At 68.2% G+C, this 18,577-nt stretch carries 15 protein-coding genes and 1 pseudogene; 14 read left to right on the top strand and 2 right to left on the bottom strand.

What is annotated here, in order from left to right:
* Positions 1-12: 12 nt before the first annotated feature.
* Positions 13-2,018, top strand: a pseudogene (hyfB, locus tag IPK20_05540) (hydrogenase 4 subunit B).
* Positions 2,015-2,965 (top strand): NADH-quinone oxidoreductase subunit H, encoded by a 951-nt coding sequence (locus tag IPK20_05535; GenBank protein ID MBK8016227.1) that lies wholly within the window; start codon positions 2,015-2,017, stop codon positions 2,963-2,965. The pseudogene hyfB and the gene IPK20_05535 overlap by 4 nt, the downstream one beginning before the upstream one ends.
* A gap of 177 nt (positions 2,966-3,142) precedes the next feature.
* On the opposite strand, the gene IPK20_05530 is transcribed toward IPK20_05535, so the two are convergent.
* Positions 3,143-3,469, bottom strand: a complete 327-nt coding sequence (locus IPK20_05530; protein MBK8016226.1) for a hypothetical protein — start codon at positions 3,467-3,469, stop codon at positions 3,143-3,145.
* A 152-nt stretch (positions 3,470-3,621) separates the two neighbouring features.
* On the opposite strand from IPK20_05530, the gene IPK20_05525 reads away from it, so the two are divergent.
* The 8 genes from IPK20_05525 to IPK20_05490 all read left to right on the top strand — a co-directional run bounded on the left by IPK20_05525 (position 3,622) and on the right by IPK20_05490 (position 13,059).
* Complete coding sequence (locus tag IPK20_05525) at positions 3,622-5,073, top strand: hydrogenase 4 subunit F (protein ID MBK8016225.1); 1,452 nt, start codon at positions 3,622-3,624, stop codon at positions 5,071-5,073.
* Between the two features lie 2 nt (positions 5,074-5,075).
* The gene (locus IPK20_05520; GenBank protein ID MBK8016224.1) at positions 5,076-6,623 is read left to right on the top strand and encodes an NADH-quinone oxidoreductase subunit C; all 1,548 of its coding nucleotides are present in this window, start codon (positions 5,076-5,078) and stop codon (positions 6,621-6,623) included.
* Positions 6,624-6,625: 2 nt separating this feature from the next.
* Complete coding sequence (locus IPK20_05515; GenBank protein MBK8016223.1) at positions 6,626-7,138, top strand: NADH-quinone oxidoreductase subunit B family protein; 513 nt, start codon at positions 6,626-6,628, stop codon at positions 7,136-7,138.
* Between the two features lie 37 nt (positions 7,139-7,175).
* Positions 7,176-8,039, top strand: coding sequence for a 4-hydroxybenzoate octaprenyltransferase (gene ubiA, locus IPK20_05510; protein MBK8016222.1), 864 nt, complete (start codon positions 7,176-7,178; stop codon positions 8,037-8,039).
* A 14-nt stretch (positions 8,040-8,053) separates the two neighbouring features.
* The gene (locus tag IPK20_05505; protein MBK8016221.1) at positions 8,054-8,842 is read left to right on the top strand and encodes an SDR family oxidoreductase; all 789 of its coding nucleotides are present in this window, start codon (positions 8,054-8,056) and stop codon (positions 8,840-8,842) included.
* 4 nt (positions 8,843-8,846) lie between these two features.
* A complete protein-coding gene (ubiD, locus tag IPK20_05500) occupies positions 8,847-10,310 on the top strand; it encodes a 4-hydroxy-3-polyprenylbenzoate decarboxylase (protein MBK8016220.1) in 1,464 nt (487 codons plus the stop codon).
* 185 nt (positions 10,311-10,495) lie between these two features.
* Complete coding sequence (locus IPK20_05495; GenBank protein ID MBK8016219.1) at positions 10,496-12,040, top strand: acetolactate synthase large subunit; 1,545 nt, start codon at positions 10,496-10,498, stop codon at positions 12,038-12,040.
* A gap of 245 nt (positions 12,041-12,285) precedes the next feature.
* Positions 12,286-13,059 (top strand): hypothetical protein, encoded by a 774-nt coding sequence (locus tag IPK20_05490; protein ID MBK8016218.1) that lies wholly within the window; start codon positions 12,286-12,288, stop codon positions 13,057-13,059.
* A gap of 54 nt (positions 13,060-13,113) precedes the next feature.
* Here IPK20_05490 and IPK20_05485 read toward each other — a convergent pair whose 3' ends face one another.
* Positions 13,114-14,040 (bottom strand): alpha/beta hydrolase, encoded by a 927-nt coding sequence (locus tag IPK20_05485; GenBank protein MBK8016217.1) that lies wholly within the window; start codon positions 14,038-14,040, stop codon positions 13,114-13,116.
* A gap of 309 nt (positions 14,041-14,349) precedes the next feature.
* On the opposite strand from IPK20_05485, the gene mpl reads away from it, so the two are divergent.
* The 4 genes from mpl to IPK20_05465 all read left to right on the top strand — a co-directional run bounded on the left by mpl (position 14,350) and on the right by IPK20_05465 (position 18,576).
* Entirely contained in the window at positions 14,350-15,699 is a 1,350-nt protein-coding gene (gene mpl, locus IPK20_05480) for a UDP-N-acetylmuramate:L-alanyl-gamma-D-glutamyl-meso-diaminopimelate ligase (protein ID MBK8016216.1), read from the top strand.
* The gene (locus IPK20_05475; GenBank protein MBK8016215.1) at positions 15,692-16,543 is read left to right on the top strand and encodes a PhzF family phenazine biosynthesis protein; all 852 of its coding nucleotides are present in this window, start codon (positions 15,692-15,694) and stop codon (positions 16,541-16,543) included. The genes mpl and IPK20_05475 overlap by 8 nt, the downstream gene beginning before the upstream one ends.
* Positions 16,467-17,498, top strand: coding sequence for an EamA family transporter RarD (gene rarD / locus IPK20_05470; protein MBK8016214.1), 1,032 nt, complete (start codon positions 16,467-16,469; stop codon positions 17,496-17,498). The genes IPK20_05475 and rarD overlap by 77 nt, the downstream gene beginning before the upstream one ends.
* Positions 17,499-17,568: 70 nt before the next feature.
* Entirely contained in the window at positions 17,569-18,576 is a 1,008-nt protein-coding gene (locus IPK20_05465; GenBank protein ID MBK8016213.1) for a DUF3617 family protein, read from the top strand.
* Position 18,577: the final 1 nt, after the last annotated feature.

Raw genomic sequence — 18,577 nt, 5'->3', positions numbered from 1 at the left:
CTGCCCGCTCTCATGACTCCGCTCCCGGTATCGGCGCTGTCCGGAATGCTGGGAGTCTGCGCGTTCTGGCTCGCCCTGGGCGTGCTGGGGCTGCTGCTGAGCAAGGATCGCGATGGCGTCCGCCTGCTGTTCCCGGCGAGCGCGATCGCCGGCGCGCTGATGGCGTGGATCGCCGGCACTGCGCTGGGCCAGGCCCCCATGACGGTGACGCTCCCGGCGGGACTGCCCGGACTGCCCTTTCATCTGCGCCTGGACAGCCTGTCCGCCTTCTTCCTGCTCGCGCTGGGCCTCGCCACCACGGGCATCTCGCTCTCCAGCACGGGCTATTTCCGGGCGGGGACCACGTCCAGCCCCGGGGCCACCTTTCTCCAGTACCACCTGTTCGTCGTGGCGATGGTGTTCGTGCTGCTGGCCGACGATGCCTATGCGTTCATGGTGGGTTGGGAAACCATGGCGGTCGCCTCGTACTTCCTGGTCACGACGGATCACCAGCACGCCGAGATCCGCAGCGCCGGATTCCTGTACCTGCTGATCGCGCACGTCGGGGCCGTGGCGCTGCTGCTGTGCTTCGGCGTGCTGCGCGGCGACGGGGCCTATACGTTCGATTCCATGCGTGCCGCCGGCCACACCCCCGGCTGGGCCACGATCGCCTTCGGACTCGCGCTCTTCGGATTCGGCGCCAAGGCCGGCTTCCTGCCGCTGCACGCCTGGCTGCCGGAAGCGCATCCGGCAGCGCCGTCGCCCGTGTCCGCCCTCATGAGCGGCGTGATGCTCAAGACGGCGATCTACGGTCTGCTGCGGGTCACCTTCGACCTGCTGCGCGTGCAGGGCACGGGCTGGGGAGTGGCGGCCCTTGCGGTGGGATTGGCAGGGGCGCTCTTCGGAGTGATGTTCGCCGCGGTCCAGACGGACATGAAGCGGCTGCTTGCCTATTCGTCCATAGAGAACATCGGCATCGTGCTCGCGGCGACCGGTCTCGCCATCGTCTTCCGTTCCTACGGCATGACCGCGCTCGCCGCCCTCGCGTTGATGGCCGGGCTGCTCCACTGCCTCAACCACGCCCTCTTCAAGAGCCTGCTGTTCCTCGCCACGGGGGCCGTCATGCACTCCCGTCGCAGCGCAGCCTGGGTCGCCTGGGGGGGCTCATCCACCGCATGCCCTGGGTCGCCGGTGCCGCGCTCGTGGGCACGCTCGCCATAGCGGGGCTGCCGCCGCTCAATGGTTTCGTTTCCGAATGGATGCTGCTGCAGGCCTTCCTGCTGTCGCCCGAGTTGCCCGATTCGTACCTGCGCATGCTGGTCCCGGTCGCCACGGCCGCGCTGGTGCTCGCCGCGGCGTTCGCGGCATACGTCATGGTGAAGTTCTACGGCGTGGTCTTTCTGGGACAGCCGCGCGAGGAGTCGCTGCTGGACGCGCACGATGCCGATCCCTGGCAGCGGGCGGGCATGGTGTTCCTTGCCACATGGTGCATCTTCATCGGGCTCGCGCCCACACTCGTCCTGAGACGTGTCGACGCCGTGGCCGAGTTGCTGCTGGGAGAAGGTCTGGGCGAAAAGCTCGGCAGCGGCTGGCTCTTCCTCACACCGATCTCGGCAGAGCGCGCCAGCTACAGTCCGGCCCTGTTCATGGGGGTGGTGGGCGGCGTCGTGTTCGCCACCTACCTGTTCGTCCGCCTGCGCTACCGCACCCGCACCCGACGCGGACCGGCCTGGGATTGCGGCTTTCCGGCACAGACCCCGCGCATGCAGGACACTGCAGAAGGCTTCGGCCAGCCGGTCAAGCAGATCTTCGAACCTTTCTTCCGCATCGAGCGGGTGATGCCCGAGCCATTCGATCCGGCGCCCCGTTACTGGTCTCGGACCGGCGACCGGCTCTGGCACGCGTTGTACCTGCCCATCGGACGCGCGGTGGAGCGCATCTCCACGCTGATCGCGCGGCTTCAGCATGGCCGCATCCAGTGGTACCTGGTCTACAGCTTCGTCACCCTGCTGGCGTTGCTCGTGGTGATCCGGCTATGACCCTCTGGCATCCCCTCGCCCACCAGATGCTCGAAGCGCTCGTCGCGCTGCTGCTCGCGCCGCTCGCGATGGGGTGGGTCGCGCAGTGCCGGGCATGGCTGCAGAACCGCACCGGACCCGGCGTCATGCAGCCCTACCGGGTGCTCGCGAAGCTCCTGCGCAAGGAGGCGGTGGTCGCCCACGGCGCCTCGGCCCTGTTCCGTCTCACGCCCTACGTCGTGTTCGCATGCCTCGTGCTCGCTGCCAGCATCGTTCCCATCCTCGCCACCGGCCTGCCCTTCGCACCGGCGGCCGACGTGATCGCGCTCGTGGGACTGCTGGCCCTGGCCCGGGTCTTCATGGCACTCGCGGCCATGGACGTGGGTACCGCCTTCGGTTCGCTGGGCGCCCGCCGCGAGATGCTGGTCGCGGCGCTCGCCGAGCCTGCGCTGCTCATGGTGTTCTTCATGCCTTCGCTGATCGCACGGTCCACATCGCTGACGACCATCGTCGAAACCCTGGCCCACCGCCCGTTCGCCCTGTACCCGAGCCTCGCCTTCGCGGCCGTGGCCTTCGTGATGGTGCTGTTGGCGGAGAACGCGCGCATCCCCATCGACAATCCGGCCACGCACCTCGAGCTCACCATGATCCACGAGGCGATGATCCTGGAGTACTCGGGACGGCACCTCGCGCTGATGGAATGGGCGCACGCGCTCAAGTTCGTCGTGTACGCCACCATCGGCATCGCGCTGTTCCTGCCGTGGGGGATCGCCGAGGCGGGCGACATGCCGCGCCTGCCCCTGGCCTTTGCCGCGCTGGTCGCCAAGCTGGCGGCAGGCGGGGCGGCGCTGGCCGTGGTGGAGACCGTCTCGGCCAAGTTGCGCATCTTCCGCGCGCCGGAGTTCCTGGCCGCCGCTTTCCTGCTGGCCGTGCTGGGCATGCTCACGCACGTACTCCTGGCCGGATGAGGCGCGTGCGATGAACCAGGTCATCAACTTCCTCGCCGCGCTGCTCCTGCTGGTCTCGTTCGCCATGCTGTCGCAGCGCCGCGTGCTGGGCCTGGTGCAGCTCTTCGCCACGCAGGGCCTGCTGCTGGCGGCCGCCACGCTGCTCACGGGATGGGCGACCGGTCAGACGCACCTGTACTACTCCGCCGCGCTCACGCTCGCGCTCAAGGTCGTCGCGCTGCCGCTCATCCTGCGCCGTCTCGTGCGCCGTCTGGAGATGGCCGGTGGCGTGGAACCGGTGCTGAACATCCCCGCCACCATGCTCGTGGGCGTGGCGCTGGTGATCGTGTCGTTCAACGTCGCGCTGCCGATCTCGGCCTTCGCCGGCACCGTGACGCGGGGCACCCTGGGCATCGCCACCGCCTGCGTGCTGCTCGCCTTCCTCATGATGATCACGCGGCGCACGGCGCTGGCCCAGGTGGTCGGGTTCCTTTCCATGGAGAACGGGCTCTTCTTCGCGGCCACCAGCGTGACCTACGGCATGCCCATGGTGGTCGAACTGGGCATCGCCCTGGACGTGCTGGTGGGCACCTTCGTGTTCGGTGTCTTCTTCTTCCGCATCCGCGAGACCTTGACACCCTGGACATCGGGCGCATCGAACGGCGGGAGGAGCGCTGATGTCCGAACTGGTCTTCGTCCTCGGCATTCCCCTGCTCGGCGCCGCCGCCCTCGCCTGGCGCGGCTCGGTCTACCGCGCGCCGGAGATGAACGCGATCCTGTGCGGACTCACGTTCCTCGGCGCGTGCGCGCTCACGCTGCGGGTGATGTCGCAGGGGCCGCGGCTGGCCTTCCACGAACAGTTCTTCGTGGATGCCTTCAATGTCTTCCTGGTCACGCTCACCGCGTTCGTCGCCTTCACGACGGCGATATTCAGCCGGCCCTACATGCGCATCGAGGCCGACCGCGGCAAGGTCGGCCCGGTCGCTCTGCGCCTGTACCACAGCGTCTATCAGCTCTTCGTCTTCACCATGCTGGTCGCGCTCACGACCAACAACCTGGGCATCCTGTGGGTGGCGCTGGAGGCCGCCACGCTCGCCACGGTGCTGCTGGTGAGCCTGTATCGCACGCCCGCGAGCGTGGAAGCCGCGTGGAAGTACTTCATTCTCTGCGGCGTGGGCATTGCCCAGGCACTGTTCGGCACGATCCTGCTGTACCTCGCCGCGGTGAAGGCCACGGGAGCCGGCGGCGACGCGCTGCTGTGGACGCATCTGGACAACGTGAAGGACCAGCTCGAACCGTCCGTGATGGGCATCGCGTTCGTCTTCCTGCTCGTGGGCTACGGCACGAAGGTGGGCCTGGTGCCGCTGCACAACTGGCTGCCCGACGCGCACGCGGAGGGCCCCACGCCCATATCCGCCGTGCTGTCGGGCCTGCTGCTCAACGTGGCGCTGTACGCCGTGGTCCGGTGCAAGGTGCTGGCCGATCCCGCCATCGGCGCGCACGTGACGGGCAACCTCATGATGGGCTTCGGACTGCTGAGCGTCGTGGTGGCCGCCTTCTTCCTGTTCCGACAGAAGGACGTGAAGCGGCTGTTCGCGTACTCGTCCATCGAGCACATGGGGCTCATCACGTTCGCGTTCGGCATGGGGGGAATCGCTGCGAATTTCGCCGGCCTGCTGCACATGACCGTGCACTCTCTCACCAAGTCGGCCATCTTCTTCGCCGTGGGCCATGCCACCCAGAAGGCCGGCACGCAGAACATCGATGACATCCGCGGACTCGTGCACCGCAGCCCGGCGGTGGGCTGGGGTCTCATGATCGGCACCCTGGCCATCCTGGGCCTGCCGCCGTTCGGCGTGTTCTCCGCCGAATTCCTGCTGCTCACGACGGCCATGCTGGAGCATCCGTGGACGACTCCGCTGCTGCTGCTCGCGCTCGGCCTCGCGTTCGCCGCCATCTTCGGCAAGGTACAGCAGATGGTCTTCGGCGTGTCCGATCTGCCCGCACTGCCGCACCGGCCGGCGGGCATTCCGGTGTACGTGCATCTCGCCCTGGTGCTGCTGCTGGGGCTTTACATTCCCCCATATCTCGCCGCGTGGTATCGCGAAGCGGCAAGGATGATCGGCTGACCATGCTCGTCGCCGATCTTCGACTCGACGCGCGTCCCGTACCGGGCGAGGTCCGTGCGTACGCCGTCGACGTGGGCGCCATCGCCTGGCGCGACTGCGCCAGGCGCGTGCGCGAGGGGGGCGGCCGGCTGGTCGCGCTGTGGGGCGCGGACCGGCGGGATCTGGCCGAGGGATTCGAGGTGCGGGCGGCCTACGAGCTTTCCGACGCCCTGCTGTGCGTTCGTCACGCGATGCCTGCCGAGTCGCCGCGCTATCCGGGCCTCGACGCCTGGTTTCCAGCCGCGGCACGCATGCAGCGCAGCGTCCGCGATCTCCTCGGCATCGCGGTTCTCGACGCGCAGGACAGCCGCCCGTGGCTGCGCCACGGTGCCTGGCCCGAAGACGTGCATCCCCTGCGGCGCGACGTGCTGCCACATTCGGCGTTCGAGCCGCACGCGGACCGCTACCCGTTCGTCACGGTGACCGGCGAAGGCGTGCACGAGATCCCGGTGGGGCCGGTCCACGCGGGCACCATCGAGCCGGGACACTTCCGCTTCTCCGTGCTGGGCGAGCGGGTGCTGCGCCTGGAGGAGCGGCTGGGTTACAAGCACAAGGGCATCGAGAAGCGCTTCGAGTCGCTGACGCTCGCGGAGGGTGCCCGGCTGTGCGGCCGGGTGAGCGGCGACTCGACGGTCGCGTACACGTGGGCCTATTGCATGGCGCTGGAGGCGGCCGCGGGATGCACGGTGCCGGCCCGTGCGGCCTGGTTGCGGGCTCTGGCGCTGGAACTGGAGCGCATCGCCAATCATCTGGGCGATCTGGGGTTCATCGGCAACGACGCCGGTGTCGCATTCGGGCTCGCGCAGTTCTCGCGGCTGAAGGAAGACCTGCTGCGCGCGAACGCGGCGTGGACAGGACACCGCTACCTCATGGACTTCGTGGTCCCGGGTGGTGTGGCCCGCGATCTCGACCCGGCGGGCAGGGGGCTTCTCCTCAGGCAACTCGATCTTCTCGAACCGGAACTCGCCCGCCTGCGGGAGATCTACGGCGAACATGCGGGATTGCAGGACCGCCTTCAAGGCACCGGCCGGGTGCCCCCCAGGACGGCAGACGAACTGGGCCTCATCGGGCTCGCGGGCCGGGCCAGCGCACAGCCCCACGACCTGCGGGTGCGGCATGCCGGCGCACCCTACGACACGCTGCGGGTGAATCTCGTGCTGAGACAGGAGGGCGACGTGGCAGCGCGCACCGCCGTGCGCTTCGACGAGGCGCTCGAATCCCTCCGGCTCGGGCGCACCCTCATGGAACGCTTGCCGGAGGGACCGGTGGCGGCGGAATGCGGCGATGCCCCGGCAGGCGCCACGGGCGTCGGATGGGTCGAGGGCTGGCGGGGCGAGGTCTTCGTGTTCCTCGAATGCGGCGACAACGGCAAGGTGCGTGCGTGTCATCCCCACGATCCCTCATGGCAGAACTGGCCGTTGCTGGAACTCGCGGTGCTGGGGAACATCGTTCCGGACTTTCCGCTCATCAACAAGTCGTTCAACCTGAGCTACGCCGGGGTGGATCTGTAGACATGTGGAACCTGCTTCGCCAGATCGCCCGGGTGGGCGTCGTCACCGAACCCGCACCCGTCGCCGATGCAGCACTGCGCACGGCGGCCGAGCGGCTGAAGGCCGCGGTCCTGCGTTCGTTCGATGGCGCGCTGACGATCCGCCACGTCGACGCGGGCTCCTGCAACGGCTGCGAACTCGAGATCCACGCCTGCAGCAATCCGTACTACAACCTCGAGGGGCTGGGCATCCGCTTCGCTGCGAGTCCGCGCCACGCCGACATGCTGCTCGTGACGGGGCCGGTGTCCCGCCACATGGAAGAAGCGCTGAGGCGCACCTACGACGCCACGCCGCATCCCAAGCTGGTGGTGGCCGTGGGTGATTGCGGCTGTACGGGTGGCATCTTCGGCGAGAGCTATGCGAGCTGCGGCCGCGTCGCGAACGTCATTCCGGTGGACGTCCAGGTGCCGGGCTGCCCGCCCACGCCTCTTGCGATCATGCAGGGCATCCTCGCCGCCATCGCTCCGGAGCAATGAAGTGAGCACGTCCCTTCCGGAGCCGGCTCCGCTGCGCATGCCGATGCGGGAACGCCTCGCGCTCTATGCACGCCTTGTCCGGCTGGACAAGCCGATCGGCACGTTGCTGCTGCTGTGGCCCACGCTGTGGGCGCTGTGGATCGCAGGCGAGGGCCGGCCCGACTGGGCGGTGGTCGCGATCTTCGCCGCCGGCACCGTGCTCATGCGCTCCGCCGGGTGCGCGATCAACGACTTCGCCGACCGCGACTTCGATCCGCACGTCAAGCGCACGGAACAGCGTCCGCTCGCAGCACGGCGCATCTCCCCCAAGGAAGCGCTGCTGGTCGCGGCCGTCCTCAGCCTCGTCGCGTTCCTGCTCATCCTGCCGCTCAACGCGCTGGTGATCGCGCTGTCGTTCCCGGCGCTCTTTCTCGCCGCCAGCTATCCATTCACCAAGCGGTTCCTCGCGCTGCCGCAGGCCTACCTGGGCATCGCCTTCGGCTTTGGCATCCCCATGGCGTTCGCCGCGCTCGACGGTGCGCTGCCTGCCATGTGCTGGTGGATGCTGCTCGCCAAGATCTTCTGGACGATCGCCTACGACACCGAGTACGCCATGGTCGACCGCGACGACGACGTGCGGATCGGCATCCGCACCTCCGCCATACTCTTCGGCCGGTACGACATCGCCGCCGTGGCGGCGTGCCACGCCGCGTTCGTGGCGATCATGGCGGCGATCGGAGCGCATGCGGGCCTTGGCGCGTGGTATTTCGCGGGCCTCGCCGCCGCCGCGGTGCTGGCGGGCTGGCAGGTGTGGCACATTCGCGGCAGGGATCGCGGTGCATGTTTCCGGGCGTTCCTGCACAACAACTGGGTGGGAGCCGCGGTATTCGCGGGCCTGCTGCTGGATTCGGCGATCGGATAAGCGGGGAACGGCACTTGGAACTGGAACTGGCGGAGAAGGTGGTCGTGGTGACGGGAGGCAGCCGGGGCATCGGCTTCGCGTGCGCGTGCGCGTTCATCGAGGAAGGCGCGCGCGTGGCCATCGTAGCCCGCGATCCACAGCGTCTGCACCATGCCGCCGCCCGCCTGCACTCGGCCGGCGAGTATCCGCCGATCTCGATCGCCGCCGATCTCACGCGGCCGGACGAGGCAAGACGCATGGCGGACGAGGTGACAGCACAGCTCGGGCCGGTGGACATCCTGGTGAATTCCGCCGGCGCGGCGAAGCGCTACCTGCCCGAGGATCTCGATGCCCAGGCGTGGCATGCCGCCATGGATGCGAAGTACTTCACCTACATCCACGCCATGGACGCACTGGTTCCTGGCATGACCGCGCGGGGCAAGGGGGCGGTGGTGAACATCGTGGGCATGGGGGGAAAGGTCGCCACGCCCATTCATCTCCCCGGCGGGGCCGCCAATGCCGCGCTGATGCTGGCGACGGTCGGACTCGCACATGTGCACGGACCCAAGGGCGTGCGGGTCAACGCGATCAATCCTGGCGCCACCCTGGGCGAGAGGCTTCGCGAGGCGTTGCGCCTGGAATCGCAAGCCCGGGGCGTGAGCGAGGAGGAACTGCTGCGCCAGGGCACGGCGCGCGTGCCGCTGCGGCGTTACGCCACCGACGAGGACATCGCGCAGGTGGCGCTGTTCCTCGCCTCCGATCGCGCCGCCTACGTGACAGGCGCCATCGTCCCGATGGACGGCGGTCTCAACCCGGTGCTCTGACCCCATGCGCTACGCCGACCTGCGCGATTTCATCGCGCAACTGGAACAGCGCGGAGAACTGAAGCGCGTGCGCGCCGAGGTCTCGCCGCGGCTGGAGATGACCGAGATCTGCGACCGTGTCCTGCGCGCACAGGGGCCCGCGGTGCTGTTCGAGCGGCCGGCAGGACACTCGATGCCGGTGCTCGCGAATCTCTTCGGCACGCCGCGCCGCGTGGCGCTGGGCATGGGCGAGGAATCCGTCGACGCGCTGCGGGAGATCGGCAAGCTGCTCGCATATCTCAAGGAACCGGAACCGCCACGCGGGCTGAAGGACGCCTGGGACAAGCTGCCGGTGCTGAAGCAGGTGCTCAACATGGCGCCGAAAGTGGTGTCCTCCGCGCCCTGTCAGGAACAGGTGTGGGAGGGTGCGGAGGTCGACCTCGCGCGCTTGCCCGTGCAGACCTGCTGGCCCGGCGATGCGGGGCCGCTCATCACGTGGGGTCTCACCGTCACACGCGGCCCCAACAAGCCGCGCCAGAATCTCGGCATCTACCGCCAGCAGGTCATCGGGCGCGACAAGGTGATCATGCGCTGGCTCGCGCATCGCGGCGGCGCGCTCGACTTCCGCGATCACGGCATCGCGCGGCCCGGGGAACCGTTCCCCGTGGCGGTGGCCCTCGGTGCGGACCCCGCGACGATCCTCGGCGCGGTGACACCGGTGCCGGACACGCTGTCGGAATACCAGTTCGCCGGTCTGCTGCGGGGTGCGAAGACCGAACTGGTGAAGTGCCTCGGATCGGACCTCCAGGTGCCCGCCTCCGCCGAGATCGTGCTGGAAGGCCACATCGCTCCGGGCGAGACCGCGCTGGAAGGTCCGTTCGGGGATCACACCGGCTACTACAACGAGCAGGACCGCTTTCCCGTCTTCACCATCGACCGCATCACGACGCGGCGCAATCCCATCTACCACTCCACCTACACGGGCAAGCCGCCCGACGAGCCGGCCATCCTCGGCGTGGCGCTGAACGAAGTGTTCGTGCCGCTGCTGGTGAAGCAGTTCCCCGAGATCGCCGACTTCTACCTGCCGCCGGAAGGCTGCTCCTACCGCATGGCCGTGGTCTCGATGCGCAAGCAGTACCCCGGTCACGCCAAGCGCGTGATGTTCGGCATCTGGTCCTTCCTGCGCCAGTTCATGTACACCAAGTTCATCGTCGTGACCGATGACGACGTGAACGTGCGCGACTGGAAGGAAGTCATCTGGGCGATCACCACGCGCGTCGATCCCGCCCGCGATACGCTCCTGGTGGAAAACACGCCCATCGACTATCTGGACTTCGCCAGCCCGGTGTCGGGCCTGGGTTCCAAGATGGGCATCGACGCCACGAACAAGTGGCCGGGCGAGACCCAGCGGGAGTGGGGAACGCCCATCGCCATGGAGGCCGGCGTGAAGAGCCGCGTCGACGCGATGTGGGGCGAGCTGGGGTTGTAGCGCGCGTTCGCCCCTCCGGCTCCCTGCACGAGGCGCCGGCTGGCGAACTCGGACCCGCCCGGCTGCACCGGGTGCGCCCCCCTCTGGCGCCTTCGGGCGGTGCCACCCTGCGTCCCTTGCCGGGGTCGGCCCCGCGGAACATCCGTGCTAGCCTCCGGCGCTTCATTCACCGGTCAGGGAACGTCATGAACGGCGCCGAAAGCCTCGTCCGCACGCTGCTCGCGAGCGGCATCGACACCTGCTTCGCCAACCCGGGCACCTCGGAGATGCACTTCGTCGCCGCACTCGACCGCGTCGCCGGCATGCACTGCGTGCTGGGGCTCGCGGAGACGGTCGTCACCGGCTGCGCGGACGGATACGGGCGGATGGCGGAGAAGCCCGCTGCGACGCTGCTGCACTGCGGCCCGGGGTTCGCGAACGGCATCGCCAACATCCACAACGCCCGCCGCGCGAACTCACCGATGGTCAACATCGCCGGTGACCACGCCACCTATCACCGTCCGCACGACGCACCGCTCACGGCGGATCTCGAGGGGCTCGCACGGGCCTCGTGCCATTGGGTACGCACGAGCGCCTCGTCGAGCCGCGTGGCCGCTGATGGGGCGGCTGCCGTGCAGGCGGCCCTGACCCCGCCGGGACAGATCGCAACGCTGATCCTTCCTGCTGACACGGCCTGGTCGGAGGCAGACGGCCCCGCGGAACCATTGCCCGTGCCAGCGAGAACCCTGGTGGCGCCGGAGACCATCCGTGCCGTCGCGATCGCACTGCGGAACGGACAGCCCGCCTTGCTCTCGCTCACCGGACACGCACTTTCCGAAGCGGGATTGCGCGCGGCGCATCGCGTGGCTTCGGTGACCGGCGCCGCCCTGCGCGGCCCGACGCAGACGCCCCGCATGGCGCGAGGACGCGGCCGCCCGCCCGTGGACCGCATCCCCTACGTCATCGACAACGCGCTCAAGGTGATGGCCGGCATGCGCACCGTGGTGCTGGTGGGTTCGAAACCGCCCACGGCGTTCTTCGCGTACCCCGGCAAGCCGAGTCTGCTGTCCCCGCCCGACGCCAACGTGATGGTGCTCGCGCGGCCCGAGCAGGATGCGGTCGCCGCGCTGGACGCGCTGGCGGACGAACTGGGTGCGCCGCGCAACGTGCCGATTCCCGATGTGCCGCTGCCCGATGGCGTTCCGCGCGGAGCGTTCGCCCCGGACACCTTCGCCGCCCTGTTCGCCACGCTCATTCCGGAGAACGCCATCGTGGTCGAGGACGCCGTCACGTCGGGCCGCGCGCTCTTCGCGCCGACCTTCGGCGCCGAACCGCACGACTGGCTGCAGATCACGGGGGGCGCCATCGGCTGCGGCTTTCCTTGCGCGACGGGCGCTGCCATTGCACAGCCCAACCGCAAGGTGGTGTGCCTCCAGGCCGACGGTGCCGGCATGTACACGGTTCAGGCGTTGTGGACCCAGGCACGCGAAAAGCTGGACGTGGTGAACGTCGTCTTCGCGAACCGCGTGTACAAGATCCTGCACGGCGAACTGCTCGCGGTGGGCGCCAAACCGGGGCCGGCTTCGAACGAACTGTTCGACCTGTCGCGTCCCGACATCGACTGGGTAGGTCTCTCGCAGAGCCTCGGCGTGGAGGCCGTGCGGGTGGATACGCTGGAAGCGTTCGCGGATGCGTTCCGGTCGGCGTCCAGGCAGCGCGGACCCCGTCTGATCGAGTTCCGCATCGGCTGAGGACCGCTCTTCGCGGGTACGAGCGAACGAAGACGCTCGCGCCTGCCATGTCAATATTGCCGGGTAACGACGGGTCCGGACCTCCAGGGTTCTTCGAAACGTTTCATCGATGGCCCTTTTCAGGCGCGCTATCGTTTCTGTCCGACTCGCTGGTCCATGCGCCACTGCAGGGAGTGCCGCGACATGTCCGGCACCTCATGCCGTGCCGGACGCTTCGTCACGTCTTTCCACAGGAGGGACACCCAATGCAGAGTTCGCGCTCGAATCCGCCCAAGCCCCGGCACCCCGCCCGCGCCGCCGCAGCCCTCGTTCTCGCATGCGCCGGTCTTGCGACGGTTCCGGCCTTCGGCCTCACGCTGAACGAAATCCGGACGGCCAGCCTTTCCGGCGACGCCGACGAAGCGTTCTTCGAGCTTGCCGGGTCGCCCGGCCAGAGTCTCGACGGGCTCACCTATGTCGTGATCGGCGACAGCGCGAACTCGTCCACGGGCACGGGAGGCGTCATCGAGTCGGTCACCAGCCTGGCGGGACTCACGATCCAGTCCGACGGCTACTTCTTCGGCGCACGGGCGGGATTCCTGCTCGGAACCCCGGACGCTGAACTGACGTTCACGTTCGAATCGAACGACAACGTGACCCACCTTCTGGTGCAGGGCTTCACCGGCAGCTTCGGCCAGGATCTCGATGCCGACGACGACGGAACGATCGACACCATGCCCTGGACCGGGATCGTGGATGCGGTGAGCATCGCCCACAAGTCTCCGGGCGACACCGGTTTCGACCACGTCTACGGCACCGCGCTGGGCTTCTCGACCGTGGGCCCGTCCGGCTCCACGATCCTGCGGATCCTGCGCGATCCCGATGCCACCGGCCCCTGGATCGTGGGCGAAGCCCCGTTCGGTGAACAGGACTCGCCGGGAGAGATCAACACGCCGGTCCCGGAACCGATGACCGGGTGGCAATTGCTCGCGGGTCTCGCGATCCTGCCCGCCCTGGTGCGGCTGACTCGCCGGCGTTGAACGCCCATGGCCGGCGGGAGCGGAGCGGTCCGCTTCCGCCGGCAGGGCCCCGTGTCACTGCTTCATGAAGTCCCGCACGATCGCGTTGAACTTGGCGGGGTTCTCCATGAACATGAAGTGCGCGCCGCCTTCCGATTCATCGAAGACTTCCAGGCGCGAGCCCGGAATCTGCGACTGCATCCACTGCAGTGCCGATACCTTGAAGAAGCTCGCCTTGCCGCCGAAGATGAGCGTCGGCACGTCGATGGTCTTGTAGAGGTCCCGCCAGTCGGTCATGCAATGGTGGAGCACCAGCCGTGCCGCCGGGTCGCGGGGGAACTTCATGTTCTCGTCCACCGCCCAGGCGAGTTCGTCGCGCGAATAGGCCTTGGTGAACATGCCGCCCAGCAGTCCGGCGGTGAACTCCCTGTCGGACGCGGCGATCTTGTTGCCCAGGTCGTACCACTGGTCGGGATTCATCATTCCGCCTGCCTGGTTCTTCTGCTCGTCGGTCCAGCCGGGGTTGTTGGCACAGGCAGGCACCTGGTCCACCACGATCATCCGCGCCAGGCGTTCCTTGCGGTAGAGGTCCCAGTAACCCCACATGACAGACGCGCCCATGGAATGACCCATGAGCGTGACGTCGCGCAGATTCCTGCGCACGAGGAAGTCGTGCACGTCCTTGGACAGGCGGTGCATGCGGTAACCGTAGTCACCCTTGCTCGATTCACCGTGGCCGCGCATGTCGAGGGCGATGACGCGGTAGCCGTCGGCCAGTTCCATCTGGTGCTTCCACATGGCCGCCGTTTGCGACCAGCCCGGAATCATCACGATGGTCTCGCCGCTGCCTGCCTCGAGATAGTGGAGCTTGTATCCGTCGTTCGTGCGAAACCATCCCTCCTTCACTTCCACCGCCGAAGCGGTTCCATTGCACAGGCTGGCGGTCACGAGCGTGACTGCGGCTACCGCACGTGCCAGCGAACGTCCGATTGCGATTCCCATGTTTCCTCCCTTTGAAGTGTCGGCCCGGTCCCGAGGTGAGCGGAGCCGTTCGCAGTTTATGCCTGCCACTATTGGGAAGGCATCCCGATCCGCCGCGTCCGCGAGGGCATTGGGGATGCGGAAGGCCACCGGGGCGAGCCGGCCCGCGCAGCGGCCCGGTACACTCGCGCCTTCTCCGTTTCCCTTGAGGAAGGCCTGACCGGTCCGTACGGCCGCGGCCGACGTCCATTTCCGTCGCCCCCGCGTTCGCGTCGCCCCTCCCCGGCGGCAACGCGATCCGTGCTCGTCGTCCGGACCTTCCCTGGCACCATGCACATCCACATCCTGGGCATCTGCGGCACCTTCATGGGCGGCATCGCCGTCATCGCCAAGCAGGCCGGCCACACGGTCACCGGCTGCGACGCGAACGTCTATCCGCCCATGAGCACCCAGCTCGAAGCGCAGGGCATCCGCCTCATCGAGGGCTGGGATCCCGCGCAGATCGATCTCGCGCCCGATCTGTTCGTGATCGGCAACGTGGTCACGCGCGGCAATCCGCTCATGGAGGAGATCCTCGACCGCGGGCTCGACTACGTCTCCGGCCCGCAGTGGCTCGCGGAGAATGTCCTTCGGGGCAAATGGGTGGTCGCGGTGGCCGGGACGCACGGCAAGACCACGACCAGCTCCATGGCCGCGTGGATCCTCGAGGATGCGAAGCTCGATCCCGGATTTCTCATCGGCGGCGTTCCGCTCGATTTCGGGGTTTCCGCCCGGCTCACGTCTTCCCCGTTCTTCGTGATCGAGGCGGACGAGTACGACACGGCGTTCTTCGACAAGCGTTCCAAGTTCGTGCACTACCGCCCGCGGACCGCAGTGCTCAACAATCTGGAGTTCGACCACGCCGACATCTTTCCCGACGTGGGCGCCATCGAGACCCAGTTCCACCACCTCGTGCGGACCGTCCCGCGCAACGGTCTCGTCGTGGCGAACGCCGGAGAGGCGGCCCTGGACCGCGTGCTTGCCCGGGGGTGCTGGACTCCGGTCGAACGTTTCGGGGGCGATTCGGCCTGGCAGGCGGCTGCGCCCTCTGCGGAGGGGGCATTCGATGTCGTGCTCGCCGGGACGAAGCAGGGTCGCGTCGCATGGGACCTGCTGGGACACCACAACCGGATGAACGCGCTCGCGGCGATTGCCGCCGCGCGTCATGCGGGAGTTCCGGTGGCAACGGCCATCGACTCGCTCGGCCGCTTCCGCAACGTGAAGCGCCGCATGGAGAACCGCGGCGCGGCGCGGGGCGTGACGGTCTACGACGATTTCGCGCATCACCCCACGGCGATCGCAACCACCGTCGAAGGGCTCCGCCGCAAGGTGGGCCCCGGCAGGATCCTCGCCGTGCTGGAGCCCCGCTCCAACACCATGAAGCTCGGCGTCATGAAGGCGCAGTTGCCCGGCAGCCTCGCCGATGCGGACCGCGTGTTCTGCTATACGGGCGGGCTGGGCTGGGATGCGGCGGATGCGCTGGCGCCGCTCGGGGCGAAGGCTTCCACGCACGAAGAACTCGTTGCGCTGGTCAACGCCATCGCCGCCGAGGCACGGGAGGGCGATTCGGTGCTGGTCATGAGCAACGGCGGCTTCGGCGGCATCCACGGCAAGCTGCTGGAGGCGCTGGCCCGTGGCTGAACTCCGCTATCGCCTGGTCAACGTGTTCGCGGCACAGCCGGCGCTCTCCGGAAATGCATTGTGCGTGTTCGAGGATGGCCGTGAGCTGGGCACCGAGACGATGCAGGCCCTCACGCTGCAGTTCAATCTCTCGGAGACCACCTTCCTCCTGCCGTCGGACCGGGCCGACGCCCGCGTTCGGATCTTCTCCCCGGCGGGCGAGATGCCGTTCGCGGGACACCCTACCCTGGGCACGGCCGCCGTCGTGTCCTCGATGCGCGGTGGTCTGCGGCGCGTGTCCCTGGAGATGCAGGCAGGCGTGATTCCGGTCGAGGTGGACGGAGACCGTTACACACTCACGGCGAATGCGCCGACATCGCGACCCGCGGGGGCCGGCCGTGACGAACTCGCCGCCATGCTCGGGCTGGACGCGAGCGACATCGCCGAGGGCGCGTGCTGGGTCAGCACGGGCATGGAACAGCTCCTCATCCCGCTCGTCTCCGGGGACGCGCTCGAACGTGCCGCGCCGGTTCCGGCGATCGCGGCCCGCTGGGCGAACGACCGCGGGATGATCAAGCTCTATTGCTTCGTCGAAGGTGACACCCCGGAGATGCCGGTGCGCTTCTTCTTCGGCAAGCAGGCCGCGATCGCCGAGGATCCCGGCACCGGTTCGGCCTGCGCCAATCTCGGCGGCTGGCACCTCCTGCGGGGCGGACCGCTGCCGTGGTCCCGCGTTCTGCACCAGGGCGACCGGCTCGGGCGGGCCTGCAGGCTGCACCTCGACGTGGATGCCGCAGGCGCCATCCGCGTGGGCGGCCGCGTCGTGGATCTCGGCGCAGGCGTGTTGCGCGTCGGCACCGCGTGACCGGCACGACCTTGCCGAAGGCGCCTCTTGTCCGCGTGCGTCCCGCAAAGCTTCCGTCCGGCGGCACGCGTTGAGCAGGGCTTCGCTCGGTATCACCTACGGGCTTTGCGCCTACGTGCTGTGGGGGCTGTTCCCGGTCTACTTCCACGCCGTGTCCAGCGTTCCGGCGCTGGAACTGCTCGCCCAGCGCGTCGTGTGGTCCTTCGTGTTCGTGGGCGGCCTCATCGCGTGGCGGATCGGCTGGCAGTGGGTCCCGGGCGTGGTGCGCAGCCCCCGGACGCTGGCGGTCTTCACCGCGAGCGCCGCCATGGTGTTCGTGAACTGGGGCGTCTACATCTTCGCCGTGAGTCATGGCCGGATCGTCGATGCGACGCTCGGCTACTTCATGAGTCCGCTCGTCAACGTGTTGCTGGGCGCGGTGTTCCTGCACGAGCGCCTGCGCTCCCTCCAGTGGATCGCCGTGTCGTTCGCGGCAGGAGGCGTGCTATGGCTCACGGGGTACGCCGGAACGGTGCCGTGGATCGGTCTCGCGCTCGCCGCCGCGTTCGGACTCTACGGCCTGCTGCGAAAGATCGCCCCGCTCGGCGCGTTCGAGGGATTGCTGCTGGAAACCGCCCTGATACTTCCGGCGGCCGGCGTGTACCTCGCCTGGATCGACCACCGCGGCGAATCGGTGTTCTGGAGCGCATCGGCCGGCCTGCAGTTGCTGGTGCTCGCGAGCGGTCCGGTGACGGCCATGCCTCTGCTGTTCTTCGCGGCATCCGCACGACGCATTCCCCTGAGCACGCTGGGCCTCATCCAGTATCTGGGTCCCAGCATCCAGCTCGTGCTGGCCTTGAGCTTCTACGGGGAATCCCTGCCGGCCGCGAAGCTGTGGGGTTACGTCGCCATCTGGGCCGCGCTGGTGCTGTACTCCGCCGAAGGGCTGTGGCAGAACCGCCGGGCAGCCGCCTGACCTCTCCGCTTGCGCCGTGTCCGGCCGCGTGGCAACGTTCGCCGTATCGTCCACTGCAGCGATCCCTCCGATGAAATCCCTTTCCCGTCTTGCCGCCTGCGCGCTTCTCGCCATTGCCGTGCCGTTGTCCGCGACCGCCGAACAGGGCCAGGACGAACTGTGGGAAACGACCATGGCCATGGAGTCCGAAGGCATGAAGATGCCGGCCATGACGCAGACGAACTGCACGCCCAAGGGTGCGCGCGAAGAGCAGCGGATGATGGACAAGAACTGCCGCGTGCTCGAATCGAAGCAAAGCGGCAAGAAGCACATCTTCAAGTTTGCCTGCGAGGACGGCGCCGACAAGTGGACCGGCACCGGCGAGATGGAATCGCTCGGCAAGGACGCGTGGCGCGGCACGATGTCCGCGGCCGGAACGCGCGAAGGCCAGAAGTTCTCCATGAAGATGGACATGTCGGCCAAGCGCAAGGGCAATTGCACCTACGAGGATCCGCGCAAGAAGGTCGAGGCGATGGTCGGGCAGCAGAACGCGATGCTGGCGAAGGAATGCGACAAGATGATCGCTGAGCTCCAGCCCGCCATGTTCTTCGGTGCGCAGGGGCTGCCCGAAGAGTCCCTGTTCTGCAAGGACCGCAAGGCGGACTTCTGCGCCAATGTCACCAAGGTGACGTCCACGATGCGCGACCCGAAGGGCTTCCGCGAAGGGCAATCGAAGTACGACACGCGCTGGCGGGATGCGGCGCAGGCCTGCGGCATCGACCCCGCCTCCATCAGCGGTCCCGTGTGCAGGAGCGCGATCGACGGCAAGGACTGGAACTTCGTCTCGTCCAGTTGCCCCGCGGAAGCTGCGGCGCTGCGCAAGGAGAACTGCGCAGGGCGCACGTACACGTCGGTGGCCGCCAATTTCCGCGAGATGTGCTCGACGCTGGGCGGCCTCTCCTACACGGCCGATCGCGCCGACGCGGCGAAGGCCGCGCCGGCCGGGGGCGAGTCCGCCCCGGCCGAGCCGAAGAAGAAGAGCGCGACCGAGATGCTGAAGGAAGGCGCCGGCAAGCTGAAGAAGTTCCTCAAGTTCTGAA

Source organism: Betaproteobacteria bacterium (assembly GCA_016713305.1).
Taxonomy (GTDB): Bacteria; Pseudomonadota; Gammaproteobacteria; order Burkholderiales.
Note: the sequence above shows the minus strand (reverse complement) of the source record. Positions and strands in the feature narration are given on the sequence as shown.

Excerpts from the sequence above, each read along its gene's own strand:
- IPK20_05495 (MBK8016219.1), top strand. The coding sequence starts at position 10,496 with ATGAACGGCGCCGAAAGCCTCGTCCGCACGCTGCTCGCGAGCGGCATC.
- IPK20_05465 (MBK8016213.1), top strand. The coding sequence starts at position 17,569 with ATGAAATCCCTTTCCCGTCTTGCCGCCTGCGCGCTTCTCGCCATTGCC.
- ubiD (MBK8016220.1), top strand. The coding sequence starts at position 8,847 with ATGCGCTACGCCGACCTGCGCGATTTCATCGCGCAACTGGAACAGCGC.
- IPK20_05520 (MBK8016224.1), top strand. The coding sequence starts at position 5,076 with ATGCTCGTCGCCGATCTTCGACTCGACGCGCGTCCCGTACCGGGCGAG.
- IPK20_05485 (MBK8016217.1), bottom strand. The coding sequence starts at position 14,040 with ATGGGAATCGCAATCGGACGTTCGCTGGCACGTGCGGTAGCCGCAGTC.
- mpl (MBK8016216.1), top strand. The coding sequence starts at position 14,350 with ATGCACATCCACATCCTGGGCATCTGCGGCACCTTCATGGGCGGCATC.
- IPK20_05525 (MBK8016225.1), top strand. The coding sequence starts at position 3,622 with ATGTCCGAACTGGTCTTCGTCCTCGGCATTCCCCTGCTCGGCGCCGCC.
- ubiA (MBK8016222.1), top strand. The coding sequence starts at position 7,176 with ATGCCGATGCGGGAACGCCTCGCGCTCTATGCACGCCTTGTCCGGCTG.
- IPK20_05515 (MBK8016223.1), top strand. The coding sequence starts at position 6,626 with ATGTGGAACCTGCTTCGCCAGATCGCCCGGGTGGGCGTCGTCACCGAA.
- IPK20_05535 (MBK8016227.1), top strand. The coding sequence starts at position 2,015 with ATGACCCTCTGGCATCCCCTCGCCCACCAGATGCTCGAAGCGCTCGTC.
- IPK20_05490 (MBK8016218.1), top strand. The coding sequence starts at position 12,286 with ATGCAGAGTTCGCGCTCGAATCCGCCCAAGCCCCGGCACCCCGCCCGC.
- rarD (MBK8016214.1), top strand. The coding sequence starts at position 16,467 with ATGCCGCAGGCGCCATCCGCGTGGGCGGCCGCGTCGTGGATCTCGGCG.